21 protein-coding genes are annotated in these 19,999 nt (G+C 63.6%); 9 read left to right on the plus strand and 12 right to left on the minus strand.

What is annotated here, in order from left to right; translation table 11 throughout:
• The first annotated feature begins 3 nt into the window (after positions 1-3).
• Positions 4-987, plus strand: a complete 984-nt coding sequence (ubiA, locus tag EOB49_RS07680; RefSeq protein WP_164781617.1) for a 4-hydroxybenzoate octaprenyltransferase — start codon at positions 4-6, stop codon at positions 985-987.
• 36 nt (positions 988-1,023) lie between these two features.
• On the opposite strand, the gene EOB49_RS07685 is transcribed toward ubiA, so the two are convergent.
• From EOB49_RS07685 to EOB49_RS07695, 3 genes are all read right to left on the minus strand, one after another.
• Entirely contained in the window at positions 1,024-1,590 is a 567-nt protein-coding gene (locus tag EOB49_RS07685) for a DUF6101 family protein (protein ID WP_127290910.1), read from the minus strand.
• A gap of 186 nt (positions 1,591-1,776) precedes the next feature.
• Entirely contained in the window at positions 1,777-3,207 is a 1,431-nt protein-coding gene (locus EOB49_RS07690; protein ID WP_127380634.1) for an FAD-binding oxidoreductase, read from the minus strand.
• Between the two features lie 9 nt (positions 3,208-3,216).
• Positions 3,217-4,191, minus strand: a complete 975-nt coding sequence (locus EOB49_RS07695) for an L-threonylcarbamoyladenylate synthase (RefSeq protein WP_127380635.1) — start codon at positions 4,189-4,191, stop codon at positions 3,217-3,219.
• A 191-nt stretch (positions 4,192-4,382) separates the two neighbouring features.
• Here EOB49_RS07695 and EOB49_RS07700 point away from each other — a divergent pair, with 191 nt between their 5' ends.
• Both EOB49_RS07700 and EOB49_RS07705 read left to right on the plus strand, forming a co-directional pair.
• Positions 4,383-4,868 carry a hypothetical protein gene (locus EOB49_RS07700; protein WP_127380636.1) on the plus strand — a complete coding sequence of 162 codons (486 nt, stop codon included), beginning with the start codon at positions 4,383-4,385 and terminating at the stop codon, positions 4,866-4,868.
• Positions 4,869-5,005: 137 nt separating this feature from the next.
• Positions 5,006-5,395 (plus strand): hypothetical protein, encoded by a 390-nt coding sequence (locus EOB49_RS07705; RefSeq protein ID WP_127380637.1) that lies wholly within the window; start codon positions 5,006-5,008, stop codon positions 5,393-5,395.
• 102 nt (positions 5,396-5,497) lie between these two features.
• Here the strand turns inward: EOB49_RS07705 and EOB49_RS07710 are convergent, their stop codons facing one another.
• Both EOB49_RS07710 and glyS read right to left on the minus strand, forming a co-directional pair.
• Positions 5,498-5,743, minus strand: coding sequence for an ATPase (locus tag EOB49_RS07710; protein ID WP_127380638.1), 246 nt, complete (start codon positions 5,741-5,743; stop codon positions 5,498-5,500).
• Positions 5,744-5,852: 109 nt separating this feature from the next.
• Entirely contained in the window at positions 5,853-8,303 is a 2,451-nt protein-coding gene (glyS, locus tag EOB49_RS07715) for a glycine--tRNA ligase subunit beta (RefSeq protein ID WP_127380639.1), read from the minus strand.
• A gap of 314 nt (positions 8,304-8,617) precedes the next feature.
• Between glyS and EOB49_RS36390 the strand changes: the two genes are divergently transcribed.
• On the plus strand, positions 8,618-8,794 hold the full coding sequence (locus tag EOB49_RS36390) for a hypothetical protein (RefSeq protein WP_164781615.1): 177 nt from the start codon (positions 8,618-8,620) through the stop codon (positions 8,792-8,794).
• A gap of 3 nt (positions 8,795-8,797) precedes the next feature.
• On the opposite strand, the gene EOB49_RS07720 is transcribed toward EOB49_RS36390, so the two are convergent.
• On the minus strand, positions 8,798-9,718 hold the full coding sequence (locus EOB49_RS07720) for a glycine--tRNA ligase subunit alpha (protein ID WP_174800366.1): 921 nt from the start codon (positions 9,716-9,718) through the stop codon (positions 8,798-8,800).
• Positions 9,719-9,918: 200 nt separating this feature from the next.
• Here EOB49_RS07720 and EOB49_RS07725 point away from each other — a divergent pair, with 200 nt between their 5' ends.
• Entirely contained in the window at positions 9,919-10,380 is a 462-nt protein-coding gene (locus tag EOB49_RS07725) for a GNAT family N-acetyltransferase (protein WP_127380640.1), read from the plus strand.
• Between the two features lie 79 nt (positions 10,381-10,459).
• Here the strand turns inward: EOB49_RS07725 and EOB49_RS07730 are convergent, their stop codons facing one another.
• The 5 genes from EOB49_RS07730 to EOB49_RS07750 all read right to left on the minus strand — a co-directional run bounded on the left by EOB49_RS07730 (position 10,460) and on the right by EOB49_RS07750 (position 14,990).
• Entirely contained in the window at positions 10,460-12,235 is a 1,776-nt protein-coding gene (locus EOB49_RS07730; RefSeq protein ID WP_127380649.1) for a tetratricopeptide repeat protein, read from the minus strand.
• Positions 12,236-12,492: 257 nt separating this feature from the next.
• On the minus strand, positions 12,493-12,936 hold the full coding sequence (locus EOB49_RS07735; RefSeq protein WP_127380641.1) for a DUF1284 domain-containing protein: 444 nt from the start codon (positions 12,934-12,936) through the stop codon (positions 12,493-12,495).
• Entirely contained in the window at positions 12,933-13,526 is a 594-nt protein-coding gene (locus tag EOB49_RS07740) for a biotin transporter BioY (protein WP_127328424.1), read from the minus strand. Before EOB49_RS07740 ends, EOB49_RS07735 begins: the two co-directional genes overlap by 4 nt.
• A gap of 106 nt (positions 13,527-13,632) precedes the next feature.
• Positions 13,633-14,301: a GntR family transcriptional regulator gene (locus tag EOB49_RS07745; protein WP_027164176.1), complete on the minus strand. Its 669-nt coding sequence runs from the start codon at positions 14,299-14,301 to the stop codon at positions 13,633-13,635.
• 53 nt (positions 14,302-14,354) lie between these two features.
• Positions 14,355-14,990, minus strand: a complete 636-nt coding sequence (locus tag EOB49_RS07750; protein WP_127380642.1) for a TetR/AcrR family transcriptional regulator — start codon at positions 14,988-14,990, stop codon at positions 14,355-14,357.
• 101 nt (positions 14,991-15,091) lie between these two features.
• On the opposite strand from EOB49_RS07750, the gene EOB49_RS07755 reads away from it, so the two are divergent.
• The gene (locus tag EOB49_RS07755; RefSeq protein WP_127380643.1) at positions 15,092-16,543 is read left to right on the plus strand and encodes an MFS transporter; all 1,452 of its coding nucleotides are present in this window, start codon (positions 15,092-15,094) and stop codon (positions 16,541-16,543) included.
• Positions 16,544-16,549: 6 nt separating this feature from the next.
• Here EOB49_RS07755 and EOB49_RS07760 read toward each other — a convergent pair whose 3' ends face one another.
• On the minus strand, positions 16,550-17,566 hold the full coding sequence (locus EOB49_RS07760; RefSeq protein ID WP_127272280.1) for a polyprenyl synthetase family protein: 1,017 nt from the start codon (positions 17,564-17,566) through the stop codon (positions 16,550-16,552).
• Between the two features lie 203 nt (positions 17,567-17,769).
• Here EOB49_RS07760 and EOB49_RS07765 point away from each other — a divergent pair, with 203 nt between their 5' ends.
• From EOB49_RS07765 to EOB49_RS07775, 3 genes are all read left to right on the plus strand, one after another.
• The gene (locus tag EOB49_RS07765; RefSeq protein ID WP_027035989.1) at positions 17,770-17,994 is read left to right on the plus strand and encodes a DUF2007 domain-containing protein; all 225 of its coding nucleotides are present in this window, start codon (positions 17,770-17,772) and stop codon (positions 17,992-17,994) included.
• Positions 17,994-18,794, plus strand: a complete 801-nt coding sequence (locus EOB49_RS07770) for a methyltransferase (RefSeq protein ID WP_127380644.1) — start codon at positions 17,994-17,996, stop codon at positions 18,792-18,794. Before EOB49_RS07765 ends, EOB49_RS07770 begins: the two co-directional genes overlap by 1 nt.
• Positions 18,795-18,873: 79 nt before the next feature.
• Positions 18,874-19,737, plus strand: coding sequence for a S49 family peptidase (locus EOB49_RS07775; RefSeq protein ID WP_023808666.1), 864 nt, complete (start codon positions 18,874-18,876; stop codon positions 19,735-19,737).
• Positions 19,738-19,999: the final 262 nt, after the last annotated feature.

The raw sequence follows: 19,999 nt of genomic DNA on the forward strand, positions 1-19,999 counted from the left end.
GACATGGAAAATATCCAGTCGAAAGCGGCCCAGGGCCGTGTCGCCGATGCGCCGAACGGCCATTGGGTCTACCGCGTGCTGCCGCGCTCGATATGGCCCTATGCGCAGCTTGCTCGATGGGACAGGCCGATCGGCTGGCAGTTGCTGCTGTGGCCGTGCTGGTGGTCGGCAGCCTTGGCGGCAAGCGCCTATCCGCGTCCGGGCGACCCGCTGCTCTCACTGCTGCCGGCGCCTTTGTATCTCGTGCTGTTCCTGGTCGGGGCCATCGCCATGCGCGGCGCCGGCTGCACCTACAACGACCTCGTCGACGAGGACATCGACAGCCAGGTGGAGCGCACGCGCTCGCGACCGTTGCCGTCGGGCAAGGCGACGCGCCGGCGGGCATGGCTGTTTCTCGTCCTGCAGGCCCTGGTCGGCCTCGTCGTGCTCATCCAGTTCAACAGCTTCGCCGTCCTGCTCGGCATCTGCTCACTGGCGGTCATCGCCATCTATCCATTCATGAAGCGGATAACCAACTGGCCGCAACTGGTGCTTGGCCTTGCCTTTTCCTGGGGCGCGCTGATGGGATGGGCGGTCGAGTTCGGCGATCTCGATGGGCCTGCCATCATGCTTTATATCGGCTCGATCCTGTGGGTGATCGGCTACGACACGATCTACGCACATCAGGACAAGGAAGATGACGCCATTGTCGGCGTGCGCTCGACGGCACGCCTGTTTGGCGATAACACCAAATCGTGGCTGGCCGGGCTTTATGGCGGCGCGCTGATCTGCTTCGCCATCGCCTTCGCGTCGGCGCAGGCGCCGGTGGTGGCGCTGGCCGGACTGATCGCCGCCGGCGCCCATATGGCCCAACAGATCGCCGTGTTGGACATCGACAATCCGGACCAATGCCTGCGGCTGTTCAGGTCGAACAACCAGGTCGGCTGGCTGATCTTCCTTGGTCTGATCGGCGGCGCTGTGTGGGTGGCGCTGAAGCCGCTGGTTTAGTCTCCTTCTCCCCGTATAGGGACGGGGAGAAGAGAGCTACTCTCGCGAAATAATCTCCTGGCCGTCGATGACCAGCCTGAGACCGAGGGCGCCGGCCCTGCGGCGAGCGAGGAAACGCGGGCGGCGCGTGTTCGAAATCCGCCCCTTGCGCCGATCCTGCGGCGGCAGCGTCTTGATGGCGGCGCCGAGCGATTCTTCCAGGGTGCGGGCAACGCCGTCCGATTCGATCAGCAGCATCGGCAGACGGTAAGCGTCGGCCCAGGCGCGCCAGTCGGCTGCGACATCGTCGAGATCGTCGGCCACCAGCAGCGGCACCGACAGCATCGGGTCGTTGTGCAGGAGTTCCAGGGTCACCGTGACATTGCCGTCCGGATCCTCCATGGCGCGGGCGGCAACGCCGCGGAACGCATTGGAGGGCAGAACGATGATTGCGGGCAGGCCGCTCATCTCGAGCAGGCGGCGGATCACGGCGCCGCGCTGGTCGATGGTGAAGGTTACATCGCCGTAGTCGTCGCGAGTCGCGTAGCTCACCACTTGCGGCAGGCGAAATGGGTCGAGACGCATGTTGCGTCCCGCCCAGACTGGCTTCAGTCCGGTGTTCATAGAGTGGCCTTCCTGTCTGTCTCCTGAGAGCCGGTGTCCGGTTCTCTCCGGGCCGGTTTTTCCAGCCTCGTTTGTATGGAGACAGTAGCGCGGGCTCCTTACCGCCCCGCTTAAGAAAGTCGGTTAAATTTTGCTGATCTCAGGGATGGTTATCGGAATCCCACCAGCCGCAAGTTGTCGAAAGGATCAGATAACCTTACCCGGATTCATGATGCCGGCCGGGTCGAAAGCGGCCTTCACCCTTCGCATCAGATCGATCGCCATCGGCGGCGCGGTGGCGATCAGTTCGTCGCGTTTCAACTGGCCGATGCCGTGCTCGGCCGAGATCGAACCCTGCAGGCTGCGCACCACACCGTGCACCGCCTTGTTCATGGGGTGATAGAGAGCGAGGAACGCCTCATCGTCGCCGTCGACGGGCCGCGAAATGTTGTAGTGGAGATTGCCGTCGCCCATATGGCCGAAGCAGACCACGCGGGCACCTGCACTTACCGACGCCACGGCGCCGGCAGCCTGCGCGATGAAACGCGGGATCGAGGCAATAGGCACCGAAATGTCGTGTTTGATCGAGGCACCCTCCGGCTTTTGCGCTTCGGGCAGCACCTCGCGGAAATTCCAGAAGGCATCCCCCTGCGCAAGACTCGCCGCAATGACGGCGTCGCCGACGAATTCCTGTTCAAGGCCGGCCGAGAGCACGTCCTCGATCAACGCCCGCGAATCCTCCGACGAACGGCCTGATGAAATCTGCATCAGCACGTACCACGGCCAGTCCTCGATCAGCGGCCGCACCACGCCCTGGGCATGCGCCAGCGTGAAATCATATGGCCGTCTGCCGATCAGTTCGAAAGCGGTGAGTGCTGCCCCGGCACGGTCCATGGCCAGGCTGAACAGCGAAAGTGCTGCCTCGGGCGACGACAGGCCGGCGAAGGCGACTTCGCGCCCCTTCGGCTTCGGGAACAGCTTGAGCACGGCGGCGGTGATGACGCCGAGCGTGCCTTCGGCGCCGACGAACAGGTTTTTCAGGTCGTAGCCGGTGTTGTCCTTCTTCAGCTTGCGCAGGTCGTCGAACACCTCGCCGGTCGGCAGCACCACCTCGACACCGAGACAGAGTTCGCGCGCATTGCCATAGGCAAGCACGCCGGTGCCGCCGGCATTGGAGGAAAGATTGCCGCCGATCTGGCAGGAGCCCTGCGCGGCCAGCGACAGCGGGAACAGCCGGTCGGCGGCGTCGGCCGCCTCCTGCAGCGTCTGCAGGATGACGCCGGCCTCGACCGTCACGGTGTTGGACAGGACGTCGATCTCGCGGATGCGGTTGAGCCGCGACAGCGACAGGACGATTTCGCGCCCGGACCTGTCCGGCACCTGCGCGCCGACCAATCCGGTGTTGCCGCTTTGCGGCACGATCGGCGTTCCCGTCTCCGTCGCCAGCCGCATGATCCGGCTGACTTCGTCGACGCTGCCCGGCCGCAGCACCAGCGATGTCGCGCCGTGCCAGAGCCCCCGCCGCTCAATGAGGTAAGGTGCGATATCACGCTCGTCGCGCAGTGCATATTTCTCGCCGACGATCGCCGCGAAGCGATCGATGAGAGCGGGATCGAGTGTCTCTGCGATTTCGGTCATGGGGGAAAACTATGTTGCGGGCTGCGTGATGTCACGAGGGGCGGCGGCACGCGACAGCCGATCGTTGATCGCTTCGCCGAGCCCGTCGAAGGGAATAGGTTCGACGGCGATGGTTTGCGCGCCGCTGCGGTCGAGTTCCTGCATATAGGCGAACAGATTGCTCGCCGCTTCGCGCAGGTCACCGGTTTCGGACAAATTGAGGAAGGCTTCGGCGCGGCGCCAGCCTTGCGCCCTCTGGCCGCCGAAGCCGAGCAAAGCCTCGCCCTCGCCGACCGCGCCGGCATTGAGCCGCATCGCGGCACCCGGCGCATAGTGCGAGGCGAGCATGCCCGGCGCCTCGATACCGGCGGTGCCGCCGCGCAACAATTCCATGCCGATGGCCGCCTCGATCTCCTCGGCGGCGATGCCGCCGGGCCTCAGCAGCCGCATTCTGTCCCCTTCGGCCTTGACAATGGTCGATTCCAGCCCGATCGGCGTCGCGCCGCCATCGACCACCAGCTTTATCCGCGCACCGAGGTCGGCGGCCACCGCTTGCGCGGTCGTTGCGCTGATTTTGCCGGATGAATTGGCGCTGGGCGCTGCAAGCGGGCGGCCGAGCCTGGCGATCAGCTCGCCGCCAAAGCCCCTCGGCATGCGCAAGGCAATCGTATCGAGCCCGGCGGTGACCAGCGGATGGATGCCTTTGCCGGGCCGTTGCGGCAGCACCAGCGTCAGCGGACCTGGCCAGAATGCCAGCGCCAGTTTCCTGGACAGCGGATCGAACAACGCGAGGCGCTCTGCCATCGCCATATCCGCGACATGGGCGATCAGCGGGTTGAAGCGCGGCCGCCCCTTGGCCTCGAAAATGCGCGCGACGCCGAGGCCGTTGGTGGCGTCGCCGGCCAGCCCGTAGACGGTTTCCGTCGGGATGGCGACGACATCGCCTTCCATGAGCAGCGCCAGCGCCCGCTCCAGCGCCTCGCCCGAGCCAAGTATTTCAGCCACTCTCGTCACCTCACAGATGCGGGGTGCGTAGTACGATGGCGGCCGTTGGGCAAGCCGCTGTTGGGTAACCTATTGTTGGCGAGCAGAAGCATTGGCAATTTATCAATCCCTAAAATGCTATGTTTCCGCGAAAGCCGGCATCAATTCCGGCCTGCTATCGAACAGCTTCTGGGCAAAGGGGAGCGACATCAGTGTCTGCGCGTATCCTGCTGGGTATCATTCTTGCTGTTGCGGCCGGCGAAGCCCAGGCGTCATCCCTGGTTTTTCCAGGCGCGCCATCCTCCACACCATCGATCGTCAGGATCGGCGCTCCCAACCAGCCTAGAACCGCCGATGCAGTCAAAGCCAGCGATGCGCGATCGGTGGTGGCAATAGGGGAAACGCCGCCCGACGTCACCGATGAAAAAGTGGCGGCGATCCCGGACAAGCCCGCGACCGGACACGGCTTCCAGCCAGGCCCGATGGTCATTCGTGGCGGCGTTACCGGTCCCGATTCCCCGGCACCCGCGCCAACCGCTGCACCAGCGACAGGTGCCGAGCCGGCGGCAGGCACGGCGCCGGCAACGGCCACCGCCTCCGCAGCCCCCTCAGGGAACGCCGAGAACCAACCCACGCCGCCGAGCGCTCCGGCGCCGGAAGCAGGGCAGCACATGCCTCCCAACGGCTACACCAAATAGCCCCGGCTCAAAGACAGCCGACATCGATGGCGTGACTTGACGGTGGTCTGGCGCCCGGCGCACCATTGCCAGGCAAACCCCGTTCTAGGCATTTCTGGCAGACGGGATTTCATCGCTAGGGGTAAAGGGGGGTGATCATGAGAAAATCTGGAATCGTAACCGGGGCAGGCCTTCTGCTGGCGTCATTGCTTGGCGTCGTCGCGGCTCATGCCGACGATATGCTGGGATCCTATGTCGCGCGCATTTCCGATCGCGACCATCAGGCGAGTGACGGCTATGCGCTGGACAATGCCGCGCAGATGGTGCGGCAGGACCGCGCCAACTGGCACAAATTCCACCGCCGTGACCGCGACGACGAGGCTGATGGCTGGTTCAGGACCAACGGCCAGCGCGCCGACCTGCAACGCATGCTGGAACGCGGCGGCGCGATGAGTTCCTCGACCAAGCGAGCCATCGTCAATGGCGAACCGCTGATCCAGGTCGATGTCTACGAAAACAGCGTGCGCGTCAGCATTCTCGAGAACTGACCGTCGCCGGGGGCGGCTGACAGTCGGCTTCGGGGACGGCTGATAGGAAAAGGCGGCGCCTCAGCGCCGCCTTGCCATCGATAGGCTCGGCGGCTGAAAAAATCAGGCCGCTTCTTCCTTGTCGTCATCTTCTTCGGACTCGTCGCCTTCAGCCTTCACGCTGTCCTCGGCGTCGTCCTCGTCTTCTTCTTCTTCGTCTTCGTCTTCATCTTCGTCGTCATCAGACAGGTCAGCGGCTTCGACCGCTGCGGCGGCGGCATGATCGAGGATGGGTTCGGAAGCGGATTCAAGCGCCTCGGCGGGAGCCGGGGTTTCTTCTGTCACTTCGATTTCGTGATCGGAATTCATGGAAGCCTCCGTGGGGTTGGGGAACATGTCCCTTTTGCCACGGAGAGATCATCGCCATATGACTGTAAGCCGGCTCGAACGGCCGGCGGCAGAGAATATTTTTTTCGCCTTAACCTGCGATCCTGGAGAAATCCGCGACCTGGCCGGTGGCCGCGCGAATGCGAGCGAGCAGCGCCAGGCGGTTGGCACGCACCGCCTGATCCTCATCGTTTACAAGAACATGCTCAAAGAATGAATCAACCGGCTCGCGCAACACGCTAAGCGCCAGCAGCGCGCCGGAAAAGTCATCGTTTTGAACCGCTTCGCCGGCTTGCTTCTCAGCCTGATTCACCGCCGCAAACAGCGATTTCTCGGCATCCTCACGAAACAGCGCCGGCTCAACGGTCTCGGCGACCACAGTTTTCTTCTTCTCCTCGGCGGCCAGAATGTTGGCCGCACGCTTGGTGCCGGCGAGCAGATTCTTACCGTCCTCCGTGTCGAGGAAGGAGCCCAGCGCCTCGACCCTGCGCACGATCTGCAGGAGATCGTCGGACTGCGGCGTGATGACGGCATCGATGAGATCGTGGCGAGCGCCTTGGTCGCGGAGGTAGACCTTGAGGCGGTCGTGGAAGAAGGCGATGAGGTCGGGGATCAACTGCGCAGCTGGGCGGTCCTGGCTCGACCCAGCCACTTCTGAGCTGAGACCGACGAAGCGCTTATCGAGGAGGTCACGAGATGAACCAACTCCCGTCGTGAATTCACCTCCGTCTTCGGCTCTCCAAACTGCCGAGAAGCGAGCGCCCTGGTTGAACATAAAGCCAAAAAGGGCGTTCGCCAATTGGTGCCGAAGGGAAGATGATACGGCATTCTCGATCAAAATCCTCACCACACCCAGCGCCGCTCTACGCAGCGCATAGGGATCCTTCGACCCAGTCGGCTTTTCGTCGATTGCCCAGAAACCGACCAGCGTGTCGAGCTTATCGGCAAGCGCCACTGTGATTGAAACCGGATCGCTCGGTACGCGATCGGACGGGCCCTGCGGCTTGTAGTGTTCCTCCGCTGCAGCGGCGACCGATGCATGCTCGCCCTGAAGCAGCGCATATTTGCGGCCCATTGCGCCCTGCAGTTCCGGAAACTCGCCAACCACTTCGGTGGTGAGGTCGGCCTTGGCGAGAACCGCGGCGCGAGCGGCAAGCGCGGTAATCTCCCCCCTCGAGGGGGAGATGTCGCCGAAGGCGACAGAGGGGGTCGGCACGACCGGATGCGACGCCCCATCGCGGTCAGAGGACGCCGGCGCTTCACGCGCGGCGACCCCCTCTGGCCTGCCGGCCATCTCCCCCTCAAGGGGGGAGATCGACTGCACCACCGTTGGCGCCAGTTCTTCCGCCAATCGCTTGATCCGCTCCACCCGTTCGCCTTGCGTGCCGAGCTTGGCGTGGAAAGTCACGCCGAGATGGTCGAGGCGGGCCATGCGCTGGTCGAGCGGCTTCTTGAGATCAAGCCCGAATTTTTCCGCCGATGCCTCGAGCTCACGCAGGTCAGGCAAATCGCCCTGGTCGGTCGTCCAGAAATAAAGCGCGTCGGACAGGCGGGCGCGCACCACCTTGCCGTTGCCGTGGGCGATCTCCTTGCCGCCATCCTTCGCTTCGATATTGGCGGTGAGGATGAAGCGGTTGGAAAGCGCGTCGTCGACACCCTGCGGCCGCGTCACAAAGCACTTCTGGTTGGCGCGGATGGTCAGTCGGATCACCTCGGCCGGAATGGCCAGGAATGCCTCCTCGAACTCGCCCATCAGCACGACAGGCCATTCGACCAGCCCGGACACTTCCTCCAGCAGCCCTTCGTCCTCGACCAGATCAAGCCCGTTGGCGAAGGCGAGATTGCGGGCGTCGGCAAGGATGATCTCCTTGCGGCGGTCGGCATCGAGCACGACCTTGGCCGCTTCCAGCTTGGAAACATAGTCGTCGAAGCGGCGCACCGTGATCGCATCAGGCGCATGAAAACGGTGGCCATAGGTGATGTTGCCGGAGCGGATGCCGTCGATCTCGAAATCGACCACGACAGGCTCCTCGGTCTCCGGGCCGAAGGTGCACAGGATCGATTGCAGCGGCCGTACCCAGCGCAGTGAACCGGGCTTGGCCGAGGCCGGCCCCCAGCGCATCGATTTCGGCCACGGAAAATTGCGGATGATGCCTGGCACGAGGTCCGCGATGATCTGTTCGGCCGCCCTGCCCGGCTTCGAAATGTGGGCGACATAAAAATCGCCTTTCTTCGGATCGGAATGGACATGCGCCTCGGCGATCGAGGAAAGTCCGGCCTTGCGCAGGAAACCCTGGACCGCCTGTTCAGGCGCCGATGTCGAAGGCCCCTTGATCTCTTCGCTTATATCCTTCGAGCGCGCGGCGAGACCCCTGATATCGAGGGTCAGCCGGCGTGGCGTCCAGTACTCGCGCGCCGCTTCATAGGTCAGCCCCGCCTCGACCAGACCGTCGGTCAGCATCTTCCTGAGATCACCCGCCGCCTTGCGCTGCATGCGGGCGGGAATCTCCTCGGAGCGAAGCTCGAGCAACAAATCCGGCATCAGAGTGTCTCCGCCCGCATGCCATTTTCCTGTTTGCGCGTCCTCACGCCTCCAGCGCTGCGGTCGCGCGGCTGGGCAGGGATCTCCTCGGAGCGAAGTTCTAGAAGCAGGTCAGGCATCGGGGTCAGCTCATGCGGGAGAGTGGTCCGGGCGGGGCATAGCAACTCGGCTGGCTGCTGTCACCCTTTACACAAATTTTGGCCGCCCTGTCGGGACAAGACCGCGCCACCCGTCCTTGGATCAAAGATTTCCATGAACCGAACGCAGCGCTGAAGCGACCCACGCTCAGGCAGGAAACTATTGGCTCAACGACCATGAAAACGGCATCCAGACTTCTGCAGATCCTCGCGCTCGGCGCCTGCTTCACCGCGCAGGCTCACGGCGCCTTCTCGATGCCGGGTGTGCGGCAGGCATTGCGCACGATCGACGGTGCCGGCGGTCAGGCCGTACCGCCGATCAACGTTTCCCTCGAGATGATGAAGCGGGCCTGAAGCTCAGGCCGCCAAGCCACCCGCCTGCGTCTTCAGAAACGCTTCGCCGCAAGCCTTGGCCAGATTGCGCACCCGCAGGATGTAGCTCTGCCGCTCGGTGACCGAAATCACGCCGCGTGCGTCGAGCAGGTTGAAGACATGGCTGGCCTTGATGCACTGGTCGTAGGCCGGGAAAACCATGCGATGCATCGGCAGATTGTCGTTCGATGCCGGCGCGCCGGCATCGAGCAGCGCCTTGCACTCGGCCTCGGCGTCCTCGAAGTGGCGCAGAAGCATCGCCGTGTTGGCGTGTTCGAAGTTGTGGCGCGAATATTCCTGCTCGGCCTGCAGGAAGACATCGCCATAGGTGACCTTGTCGGCGCCTTCGCGGCCGTTGAAATTGAGGTCGTAGACATTGTCGACGCCCTGCACATACATGGCCAGTCGCTCCAGCCCGTAGGTGAGTTCGCCGGCCACCGGCGCGCACTCGATGCCGCAGACCTGCTGGAAGTAGGTGAACTGCGAGACTTCCATGCCGTCGCACCAGCATTCCCAGCCGAGACCCCAGGCGCCCAGCGTCGGGCTTTCCCAATCATCCTCGACGAAGCGGATGTCGTGTAGCAGCGGATCGACGCCGATCGCCGCCAGCGAGCCGAGATAGAGTTCCTGCAAATTGGGCGGGTTCGGCTTCAGGATCACCTGGTACTGGTAATAATGCTGCAGCCGGTTCGGGTTCTCGCCATAACGCCCGTCCTTGGGGCGGCGCGAGGGCTGGACATAGGCAGCGTTCCAGCGTTTTGGGCCGAGCGCGCGCAGCGTCGTTGCCGGATGAAAGGTGCCGGCGCCGACTTCCATGTCGTAGGGTTGCAGGATGACGCAGCCATAGGCCGCCCAATAGTTGTGCAAGGTCAGGATCAGCCCCTGGAACGAGCGGCTGGGATGCATATGGGCGGGGATTTCAATTGTCACGGATGGCCTCGACAGCACAGGCTAGCTTGCCGGCACGTCCTAGAGACCCGGCAGCAAAGCGTCAAGCAAAGCACGCCGATGCGGTCGCGCCGACAGCTTTGCAGGGGCTGGCCCATTGCCCATCTCTCGGGCCTGCGCTCTGTTCGCCTGTGCAGCAACGACAACAGGTTTCAGCCATGCCCAGCCCGATCGTCATCCGCCCTGTCGCGCGACAGGATTTCGAGCAATGGCTGCCGCTGTGGGACGGCTACAATGCATTTTATGGCCGCTCGGGCGAAACGGCCCTGCCGGGTGAGATCACCCAGATGACATGGTCTCGTTTCTTCGCTGCCTATGAGCCGGTCCACGCGCTGGTGGCCGAAGGCGAGGGACAGCTTCTCGGCCTCGTGCACTATCTCTTCCATCGCAGCACCACGGCGATCGCGCCGAATTGCTATCTGCAGGACCTTTTCACCACGCAGGCCTCGCGTGGCAAAGGCATCGGACGGGCGCTGATCGAGGGCGTCTACGAGCGCGCGCAGGCGGCCGGCTCAGGCCGGGTATACTGGCTGACGCATGAGACCAATCACACGGCGATGAAGCTTTACGACAAGGTCGCCGAACACTCCGGCTTCGTCGTCTATCGCAAGCTCTTCTGAGGCAGCCAGCCGAATCCGGTTCAAACGAAAACGGGACTCCGAAAAGAGCCCCGTTCGCCTTGAATTCAAATGGCTGACGTCACCCCTGCGGGGCGGGCACCGGCTCTGGCTTGACCTTCGGAGTTTCCTGCGCCGTGTTGGACTCGATCGGCGGCAGGCCCTTCATCAGCTTCTGCTGCAATTTGGCCAGCACATCGGGATCCGGCTTCAGGTCGCGAGCCTGGTTCCACTGGAAGGTGGCTTCCAGCTTGCGGCCGACGCGCCAGTAGGCATCGCCGAGGTGATCGTTGAGAACCGGATCTTCCGGCTTCAGCGACACGGCGCGTTCCATTTCGCGCACCGCGTCGTCGAACCTGCCGAGGCGGAAATAGGCCCAACCCAGCGAATCGACGATGTAACCGTCGCTCGGCCTGAGGTCGACGGCCTTTTGAATCATCGCCAGGCCTTCCTTGAGGTTCATGTTCATGTCGACCCAGGAATAGCCGAGATAGTTCAGCACCTGCGGCTGGTCGGGGAACAGTTCCAGCGCCTTGCGGAAGTTCGGCTCGGCCTTGGGCCATTCCTTCAGACGCTCATAAGCGATGCCGCGCTGGTAGAAGATGTTCCAGTTGGCCGCGGTCGGCGCCTTCAGCACCTCGACGGCCTTATCGTAGAGAGTGGCGGCCGAACGGAAATCGTCCTTCGAGGAATAGACGCCACCGAGCGCCAGATAGGCGCGCATGTCATTGGGATGGGCGTCGACCAAGGCTTTCAGATGGGTGATCGCTTCTTCGTGACGGTCCAGATCGGCAAGATTGAGGCCGAGTTGCAGGTCCGAAAGCTCCTTCAGCGGCGAAGCGGCGGGAATCCGGCGATAGAGCGCGATGGCACCTTCGCCGTCCTTCAATTGCTCGGACACGGCGGCGAGTTGCACAAGGGCAGCGTCGCTGTCAGGCTTCAAAGCAAGCGCATATTGCAGATAGAGGCGGACGAAGGGCTCGCCGCCGCCACGGTTGAGCGCGGTGGCGAGGTCGAGCAGGATTTCGGAGGCGCCATCGGATGGGCCGGCAACCAGCGGCGCAATCTTGTCGCCTTTTGCAATTCGGTCGCGCAAGGCGACGATTTCCAGCTTGCCCGGCGAAAACGCCTCGGCCTGGTCGAGCACCGACAGCGCCTTGGTCTTGTCGCCCTTGCGGACCAGGAACGAGGCGTAGGCCTGGGCATTGCGCATCCAGGTTTCGGGAGCGGCACCGCCGGCGGCGGTATCCTGCATGGTCGCGGCATAGATCGCCTCGGCCTTTTCGGGCATGCCGGATGCATCAGCGATCAGGGCGCGGTGGAACGACTTGAACAGGCCGAACCAATCCGGCCCCTGCAGCTTGTCGATGGACGCCATCGCATCGGCAGGCTCGCCGGCGCCTTGCTGCGCCCAGCCGGACATAACCCCGGAGATCAACCGGTCGAGATCGGATTCCAGCGACAGCTTGAGCCAGTACTGCGCCTTGGTGAAATCCTTCTTGTGGAAGGAATCGACGGCGAGCGCCAAGCGCGAGAAACGCTCGACGTCAGGCACTTCCTTGAGCTTGTCGGCATAGACCAGGGATTCGTCGAAGCGCCCTTGCGCGATCAGCGACAGCATCAGGCTCTGCTGCAGGCCGGTGTCGCTCGGGTCGAAGGCCAATGCTTGCTTGTAGTAGGCGATGGCGCTGTCGAGGTCGTTGTCGCCCTCGGCGATCCGGGCCGCCAGATAAGCGCCCGAAAACGACGTGATCTTGACCGGTTCGGTGGTTTGCTTGGCATAGGCCGGCAAAGCCGAGATCGCCATGCCGGTCACAATTGCCAGCCTTGTCAGCCAGCGCGCACGTCCTTGCCGCATCATATCCCTTTCAGCCAGGCGCCATCTCCGCATCAGCGGGATCGGCGTAGACTCGATCTTTCCAGGCAAAGCATGGCCTTTTTGGGGTCGCGCTTCAATCCGCCTCGAATTCACAATCCGGGCACCCGATTAACAAATCATGGCGACAGGCACCAGTTTTCCGGTCTTGAATTTCGGTGTTGGCCCTGCGCGGCGCCGAAGATATCGCAGATTCGACCCTTGAGCTCGGCTTCGACCGCTAAGGCTCGGGGCCAATATCAACCCTCGGCTGGCGCGGCGGACCGCTGCACCAGCGTGTCGCTATATCCACCGGCCGCTATCGTGCTGCACAGTTCGTTCCATTCGCAGCCGCCGCAGGCCTTGCGTACAAGGCCAGCCGAAAACGCCTGCCGCATCCGGGCCAAGGTCCCCGTGTCGAGATCGAGGTGGGTGCCGATCCGGATTGGCCGCGCCAGTAATTCCTCTACATCCAGCCCGGCGAGCCGGTCCCGCTCGACGACGCTCTCGTTGAGGCAGTGAGGTTCCGGCTCGTCGAGCAATGGAGCGCAGACATCGTCGGGGCCGGAAACGAGGAGGATGTCCTCGCCCCGGCTCAGGCGCTCCGCGACGCGATCATAATTGGCGGTGAAGGCGGGGCTGTATCCCTTGCCCACATAGGTGAGCAGGCAAAGGAGATGATGGGCGCGCAGCTTGATCGTCACGGATTGGCCGGCTTGGCCTTGCCGCCGGGAAGGGCCATGAGGGTCGCGGCACCCAGCGCTGACTTGAGCAAGCCGCCGACGATGAACGGCAGGAAACCGAAGGTAACGGCCTGTTCGGCTCCAATCATGACGGCAAGCCATGCTGTGCCCAGCACAAGGCAGGCAAGGTTGCCAAGCAGCATGGCGACAAAGGCAAGCATCACCCTTTTGCCGTTCCAGCCGCGTTCTGCTAGCCAGCCGACCAAGGCGCCGACAAGCGGGAAGGCGAAGAGATAGCCACCCGTCGGCCCGACGAAATGCGCGGCACCCGCTGCCCCTCCGGACAGAACCGGAAAGCCGACCGCACCCTCGACCAGCCAGGCGACGATGGTGAGCGCGCCAAGCCGCCAGCCATAGAGCGCGCCGATCAGGGTCACGGCAAAGGTCTGCATGTTTACCGGGACCGGCACCATCGGCACCTCGATATAGGACGCCAGCGCCAGGAACAGGGTGCCAAGCACGACGGCTCCAACCTGCCAGGCAAGAGAACGATCCTGGAGCCGGAGCGGACTGAACGACGGCTTGCCGGGGGAGAACGCGACGTCTGTCATTGGGATTCCTTCGATCGATGAAAATTATAGATAATTTCTCTTTCCGATCTATTATCGAATCCACACTTCCCTGGGGATTGCAAGCCCTCGCTTTGGCGGAGGCCGTCTAACCTACGATGGCGAAGGCTTCGCGCGTTGTTCCGGAAGCCGTCCTGACCGGCTTGCGGCCAATCCATTGGACGTGCCGCCCCAGTGTGACGGCCGCCGATTCGGTGTTTCCCTGCCGCAAGGCGGCGAGGATCGCGCGATGGTCCTGATCGGTGCGCGTCTCCCACTCCGACCGCCATGCCGCGAACAGGAAACGGGCGCTTGCCGCGTGCAGGTCGTCGATGGTGGCGAGCAGGCGCGGCATGCCGCATGGCGCCAGGATCAAGCGGTGGAAGGCGCGGTTGGCTTCCTCCCACGACCTGACATCGCGGGACTTGTCGCCGGCCTTGGTCGCCTCCTCGGCGAGATCGAGAATGGCCGATGTCAGATGCGGCGCGGCGTGGCGCAGCGCCAGCACCTCAAGGGCGGCGCGCATTTCGGCGACCTCCTTGACCTCGCCCAGATCGAAAGACGCCACACGCACGCCGCGCCGCGGCTCGCCGATGGCCAGCCCTTGCGCCTCCAGACGCCGGAAGGCCTCGCGCACGGGAACATGGCTGGTTTGGAATTCCTCGGCGATATGATCCTGCCGAAGCCTGGCCCCCGGCTCGATCGCGCCCGAGATGATGCGGTCCGCCAGAACCTTGCTGATGCGCACCGCGATGGTGTCGTCCGTGCCCTTTGCCATGTTTTATAGATAATTTGCGGCAGGGCAGCTTGTCGAGACGGCGGGATCGGGATTCACGGCTGCTTGGCGAAATGATGCTGAAATTCGGGGACGCCCGCCAGCCTTGCGTCCAGCGCCTGCATGGCGACGGTGATGAGATCATGCAGGCGCTTCTTCGGCACGCCGTCACGCGCCTGTACGGAAAGACCATGCATGAGCGTGGCATAGTAGTCGCCGAGCGCCCCGGCGTCCGTATCCGGCCTCAGTTCCCCGTCCCGAACGGCCTCGTTCAGCCGCTCCACAATCGATAGGGTGCGTGTCCGGCGGTGCTCCGCCAGCCACTCCTGCACGCGATCATTCTCGATCGCGCAATTGGTGGCGGCCGAAACCACCATGCAGCCCTGCGGCCGCCCTGGCTGCGTATAGGTTTCGACGGCTTCGCGCAGCATCCGCTCGATGGCCCGCCGCGCGGTCGTCTCGCCAGCGAAGGCACGAGTGGCGAAACCGCCCTCATTGGCCTCGTAGAGCCCGACCGCTTCCCGAAACAGATCCTCCTTCGAGCCAAAGGCCGCGTAGATGCGCGCCGAGGCGATGCCCAGGGCCGAAACCAGATCGGCCATCGATGTGCCGTCGTATCCGCGTGTCCAGAAGGCGTCTCGCGCCTTCTCCAGTGCCTTGTCGCGATCGAACTCCCTCGGTCTTCCCGCCATCGCCATCTCCATTTTTTTGTCGATCGACAAATAATCCGCTTGACTCCGGAATGCAAATTCTAATTCTTTGTTGATCGATAAAGAATCAAAAGGAGACGGGCATGAGTTCACTCGATCAAGGTCTGCCGCTCGGCGCCACGGCAACACAGAAAGGGGTTGGCGCGAAGCGCGGCGCCACGCTGGCATTGCTCGCCTTTGCCCAGCTCATCATCGCGCTCGACCTCAACATCGTTTTCGTGGCCTTGCCGGAGATCGGCTCCAGCCTCGGCTTTTCCGGCCAGACACTACAATGGGTTGTGAGCGCCTACACCGTGTTCACCGGCGGCTTCCTGCTGTTCGGCGGCCGAGCCGCCGACCTCGTCGGCCAGCGCCGCGTCTTCATCTTCGCACTTTGGCTCTATGCGCTTTCATCCCTGCTTGGCGGCCTCGCTTGGTCGCCCGAAATCATTGTCGCAGCGCGTGCCGTGCAAGGCATCGGCGCCGCGTTCCTGTTTCCGGCGACATTGTCGCTGATCAACCGCCTGTTCGCCGAGGGGCCGGAGCGTAACCGGGCGCTCGCGGTCTGGGGCGGTGCCGGGGCAAGTGGCCTGACGCTCGGCTCGCTGGCGGGAGGGTTCCTCACCAGCGCCTTCGGCTGGCCAGCCGTGTTCTATGTCAACGTGGCACTGGCCGGTATCGCCATCGCCGCCGCGTTTGTCATCATCCCGCGCGATCCCAAGCGACACGAGCATCGCAATTTCGACCTGCCCGGCGCATTGGCTGTCACCGCCGGCGCCACGTTGCTGGTCTTCACGCTGGTCCAGGGCCCGGACTATGGCTGGGGTTCGCCAACGATTCTTATCAGCGCCATGCTGGCGGCGCTCTTCCTGATCGTCTTCACGGTGATCGAGGCAAGAAGCACCGACCCGCTGATGCCGTTGCGACTGTTCCAAAACCGCAGCCTCGTCGCCGGCATGACCATCACCTTCCTTTACATGGCGACTTTCGGAGCCCTGCCCTATTTCCTGACCGTGCTGTTGCAGACCGTACATGGCTTCACCGCCCTGCAAACAGGCCTGGCGTTCCTGGTGCCGTCGATCGCCATCGCCGCCGGCACGCAGCTTGGTGAACGCCTGGCGACGCGCTTTTCTACACGCTCGACCCTGGTCGGCGGCATGATAGTCGGCGCAGCCGGCACAGCGCTGATGGTCCTTGGAGCATCAGCCGACAGCAGCTATGCCGCCATCGTTCCCGGCCTGATCATCTCCGGTGTCGGACAGGGCATCGTCTGGACCGCCATGTGGATCGCGGCCGCGTCGGGCGTGGCACACGACGAACAGGGCGTTGCCTCGGGAATGGCCTGCACGACGCTCAACATCGGCAACGCGATCGGCATGGCGACATTGATCGCGATCGCCAACAGCCATGTCGGCGGATTGACTGGCGATGCACTGAAGGCCGCGATCGCCTACGGCATACAGATCGCCTTCTGGCTGGCGGCGGCGGGCATCTTTGTCAGCCTGCTGGCCGCGTTCGCTTTGCCGGGAAAGGCGAAGCAGCGGGCAACCGGGTGACGCCGCTCAGTTCACCCGGCTGATGCAGAAATCGATGACGTCGATCAGCGCCGATTTCTGCGGCGTCGCTTCCAGCGGCGCCAGCGCGTCGCGGGCGATCTCGCCGAAATGGCGGGCTCGTCCGATCGTGTCGGCGATGGCGCCATGGCGAGTCATCAGGCCGATCGCCTTTTCCAGGCCGGCGTCATCGGTGACATTGTCCTCGATGGCACGCTTCCAGAAAGTGCGCTCGGCCTTCGTGCCCCGCCGATAGGCGAGAATGACTGGCAAGGTCACCTTGCCTTCGCGGAAATCGTCGCCGACATTCTTGCCGAGATCCTTGCTGGTGCCGCCATAGTCCAGCGCGTCATCGATCAGCTGGAAGGCAAGGCCGAGATTCATGCCGTAGGAGCGCAGCGCCGCACGATCGTTGCGGGTCGCCTGGGCAATGACGGGCCCGACCTCGGCAGCAGCCGAAAACAGCGCCGCGGTCTTGGCCTTGATAACGGCGAAATGCTCGTCCTCGGTGGTTTCGAGGTTCTTGGCGGCGGCAAGCTGCATAACCTCGCCCTCGGCGATGATCGAGGCAGCACTCGACAGGATATCGAGCGCTTCGAGCGAGCCGACATCGACCATCATGCGGAAAGCCTGGCCGAGCAGGAAGTCGCCGACCAGCACGCTTGCCTGGTTGCCCCAGATCATGCGGGCGGTCTTCTTGCCGCGCCGCATGCCGCTTTCGTCGACGACATCGTCGTGGAGAAGCGTCGCCGTGTGCATGAATTCGACGGAGGTGGCGAGCTTGACGTGGCCTTCGCCGGCATAGCCGAACATCTGCGCGGCGGCCAGCGTCAGCATCGGCCGCAGCCGTTTGCCGCCGGACGAGATCAGATGATTGGCAACCTCCGGGATCATCTCGACGTCGGAGCCGGCCTTGGACAGGATCAATTCATTGACGCGCCCCATATCGGCCGCTGTCAGATCGATCAGATCCTTGATGGAGGCGGGCTCCCGCTTCCCGTTTTCGATGTTGAGAACGACACCCACGACAATCACTCCCGTCTTGGTATAGAGCGTGCGACGGCACCCTTAGTCCCTGCATGGACTCTAGGGCGGCGGACATGGCCACGGCAAGTGGCGAATTGGCGCGGCGTCGATCACGGAATGTCAACGACCACAGAGGAAACGGGGCTCTGCCTCGGAATCCCCTGCCCGTTTACATCAATAGCGCAAACTGCGAGTTTCATACGATGATAGAACTTGTCCGCACCAACGATGCCGTGATCATCTCCTTTGTGGAATCGCTGATGCGCGACGCCGGCATCGCCTGCTTTGTCGCCGACCAGAACATGAGCATTCTCGAAGGGTCGATCGGTCTTTTGCAGAAGCGCGTCATGATCGACGCGAACCAGGCCGATGCGGCGCGGCGTATCCTCAGGGATGCCGGCATCGCCAACGAAATCCGCGGAAAATAATGCCCGCCGCGCCCGCCGCCCTTGTTCCGGACACGCCGGCCCATACGGTCGACGCTTTCCATCGCGGCCGGTTCTGGCTCGTCCAGCCCAAGCAGGGCGGCCATCGCGCCGGCATGGATGCGATGATGCTGGCGGCATCCGTGCCATCGACCTTTGCCGGTCGTCTCGCCGATTTCGGTGCCGGTGCCGGGGCCGCCGGCCTGGCGGTGCTGTCGCGCTGCCCGGCGGCAGAGGCGGTGCTTGTCGAACGCGCGCCGGAAATGGCGGCCTTCGCGGCGGCGACGCTTGCCCATCCCGGCAATGCCCATCTCAGCGATCGCGCATCCGTGCTGGTCGCCAATGTCACCGTATCGGGCCGGGCGCGGGCGGCCGCCGGCCTCGCCGACAATGATTTCGACTTCGTCATCATGAACCCTCCCTTCAACACTCCCCGGGACCGCGCCACATCGGATCGCCTGCGAAAGGAAGCCCATGTCATGGAGGACGGGCTGTTCGAGAGCTGGATCAGAAGTGCGGCGGCGGTGGTGAGGCCGCGCGGCGGGCTCGCCGTAATCGCCCGGCCCGAACAGCTCGGCGCCATTCTCGATGCGATCGCCGGCCGCTTCGGCGATGCCGAGATGCTCGCCGTCCACCCTCGTCCCGATGCGGCGGCGATCCGCATCGTCGTGCGGGCAGTGCTCGGGGCGCGGGGAAAGCTCGCCATACGCCCGCCCCTGATGCTCCACACGCAGTCAGGCAACGGCCCCGACGAGCGCAGCGAAATGATCGCCAACGGCCTCGCCTCGCTGTTCGGAGATTGAGCTATTCTGCCCGGCGACATTGCCGTTGGCCGGGAAATCCCTACATGCCTGCAACCCACCGACCGGAGACCGCGCCCTCGTGAAACGCCTTATCAACCGCCTGCTGCCGAAATCCTGGCGCTCCACCGTCGTCACCATTCCGGTCATCCGGCTGCACGGCACCATCATGGCAGGCGGTGGCCAGTTTCGGCCGAGCCTGTCGCTGGCTTCCACCGCCGGCCTCATCGAGAAGGCGTTTTCCTACGACGCGCCGGCGGTCGCCATCTCGATCAATTCGCCGGGCGGCTCGCCGGTGCAGTCTCGGCTGATCTTCAAGCGCATCCGTGACCTGGCCACGGAAAAGAACAAAAAGGTACTGGTCTTCGTCGAGGATGTGGCGGCGTCGGGCGGCTACATGATCGCGGTCGCTGGCGACGAGATCTTCGCCGATCCGTCGTCCATCGTCGGTTCGATCGGCGTGGTGTCGGCCTCGTTCGGCTTCCCTGAACTGATGAAAAAGATTGGCATCGAGCGACGTGTCCACACCGCTGGCCAGAACAAGGCGGTGCTCGATCCGTTCAAGCCCGAGAAGAAGGAAGATGTCGAACGGCTGAAGGCGCTGCAGCTCGAGGTGCACGCAACCTTCATCGACCTCGTCAAGGAGCGGCGCGGCACGAAACTGAAGGACGACCCGGACCTGTTCACCGGCCTGTTCTGGACAGGCATCAAGGGCCTCGAACTCGGTCTGGTCGATGCGCTCGGCGACATGCGAACGGTGCTCAAGACCCGTTTCGGGGCGAAAACGCAGCTCAGGCTGATCACGACGCCGCGCGGTTTCCTTAGCCGCTTCGGCCTGTTCGGCTCAAGCAAGGGCTTTTCAGCGCCCGATATTGCCGCGGCTGCCGCCAGCGGCGTGATCGATGCGGCGGAAGAGCGCGCATTGTGGTCTCGCTTCGGGCTTTGAAAACCCGGCAAAACCGTCTAGCATGAGAGCTTGAGTTTCATGCATGTCGTGTCCCCAAAACCGGGTCGACATGCATCAACCGACCCGACCGGCCGCCTTCGCCGGCCCAGCGTGGGAGGAGTTTTGGCATGCCGCAGATCATTTTCTTCGCCGTCGTTGGCGTTGCCGCCTATTTCGGCTACCGCACCTTCATTAGGGAAGCCGAGCGCGTGACCGCCAAGGTGCGGCGCACAGAAAAGCAGACGGCCAACGGCGCGATCGG

The organism is Mesorhizobium sp. M7A.F.Ca.MR.148.00.0.0 (genome assembly GCF_003997735.1).
Taxonomy (GTDB): Bacteria; Pseudomonadota; Alphaproteobacteria; order Rhizobiales; family Rhizobiaceae; genus Mesorhizobium.